The sequence below is a fragment of the Clostridium sp. UBA6640 genome, from assembly GCF_002455975.1.
Classification (GTDB): domain Bacteria; phylum Bacillota; class Clostridia; order Clostridiales; family Clostridiaceae; genus Clostridium_J.
Genome location: NZ_DKLM01000156.1, coordinates 1 through 1,415 on the forward strand (window position 1 = coordinate 1; position 1,415 = coordinate 1,415).

At 26.8% G+C, this 1,415-nt stretch carries 2 protein-coding genes; both read right to left on the minus strand.

The annotated features are described in order from the left end of the window. Positions 1–60: 60 nt before the first annotated feature. Positions 61–420 carry an inorganic pyrophosphatase gene (locus tag B2W91_RS18070; RefSeq protein ID WP_291583450.1) on the minus strand — a complete coding sequence of 120 codons (360 nt, stop codon included), beginning with the start codon at positions 418–420 and terminating at the stop codon, positions 61–63. A 109-nt stretch (positions 421–529) separates the two neighbouring features. Then, on the minus strand, positions 530–1,063 hold the full coding sequence (locus B2W91_RS18075; protein WP_291583452.1) for a GNAT family N-acetyltransferase: 534 nt from the start codon (positions 1,061–1,063) through the stop codon (positions 530–532). Positions 1,064–1,415 lie beyond the last annotated feature (352 nt).

Genomic DNA, 1,415 nt, shown 5'->3' on the forward strand with positions numbered 1-1,415 from the left:
TTTTATAGAAAACTTATTTTCCAGAGTATATATTAAGTTTTCACATTGTATCCTTATAGATTATTCTTCTAACCTTGATATAAAGATACCCTTCATAAATTCTGAATTATTATGAAATTTATATATTATTTCTTTTTCTTCATTATTACAGCCAATTAATATTTTAATTTCAGAATCTCTCTTTACCAAATCTACAATACATATAATTGAATCAATTTCCTGTTTTTCATCTGTTCCACGCCAGATGTCAATTCCGCCACCATCCATAGATTTTGTATTTTTTAAATATCCATAATCAACTTCATATAACATATCAGGATATCTAGGATGTCTTGAGCCTTTTGGTCTGTCTATAACTATTTCAGAACTATTTACTAGCTCATCTAATGTTCTCCAAAAATCTTTGTTATTGTAATCCATAATATATTCTCCTCTCATTTTTGAAATAAATTTTACTTTTATCTATATTTTGGAATAGTGTTGATTTAAGGAAAGCTATTTTCACTCCCATTTATTCATGCATTGTAAATTATGTTAAATTGGTGATATAAAGAGAGTATATATTATGCAAGTATTCCTTATCTCTAAATAATTCATAACTTGAACCAGATAAAACAAAGCCAAGGTTTTCTACAAGATGAATTGATCTTTGATTATCAGTATAAATACATGCACTTATCTCTTTTATATGCATTTTATCTATAGCAAATGTTATAATCTCTTTCATTGCTTCTTGCATATAACCATTTCCCCAAAACTCTTCTTTTAGGTCGTAACCGACATCAACTTTATACTCTCTCTGATTCCAGCAATGAAACCCACATGTACCAATTTTTCTTCCATCTGACTTTCGTACCATAATCCAACGGTGATGCAGTCGTGGTTCAGGCTGTATATAAAAATTAATGATTTCATCTGCACCTTCTATATCAGTTAATGGCTCTGCATCAAACAGGTATCTATTCACTACATTATCTGAAAATTGGCTAAATATAAAATCTCTATCATCAATGGATATGTTTTTCAGAAATAACCTTTCTGTTTCTATATCCTTAAATAACATATTTTCTCCTCTCCTTTATGTAAATATTTTTGTCCTAAATACAAATGCATATTATACTACAGGTTGTCCTGAAGTAATTATAACATTAATTTGAAATTAAAATAAATTTTTACTCTAGTTTTACTGATAAATAGTACTTATAATAATTTTTGAAATAAACTTCATTTTAGAAATTCACTAACAGTGAATTTCATCCTAGATTTTCATTTTTAATTATTAATACTTGCTTTCTAAGGAGTTTATCTGTTTTTATAGAAAATTTATTTTCCAGAATACATATTAAGTTTTTACATTGTATTCATATATAGGGTTCCACAATGGAAATTTAATTTATGCATGATTTTAATTTCCA

What these genes read in the sequence shown, in the direction of transcription:
- B2W91_RS18070 (WP_291583450.1), bottom strand. Translation starts at nt 420, where the DNA reads ATGGATTACAATAACAAAGATTTTTGGAGAACATTAGATGAGCTAGTA.
- B2W91_RS18075 (WP_291583452.1), bottom strand. Translation starts at nt 1,063, where the DNA reads ATGTTATTTAAGGATATAGAAACAGAAAGGTTATTTCTGAAAAACATA.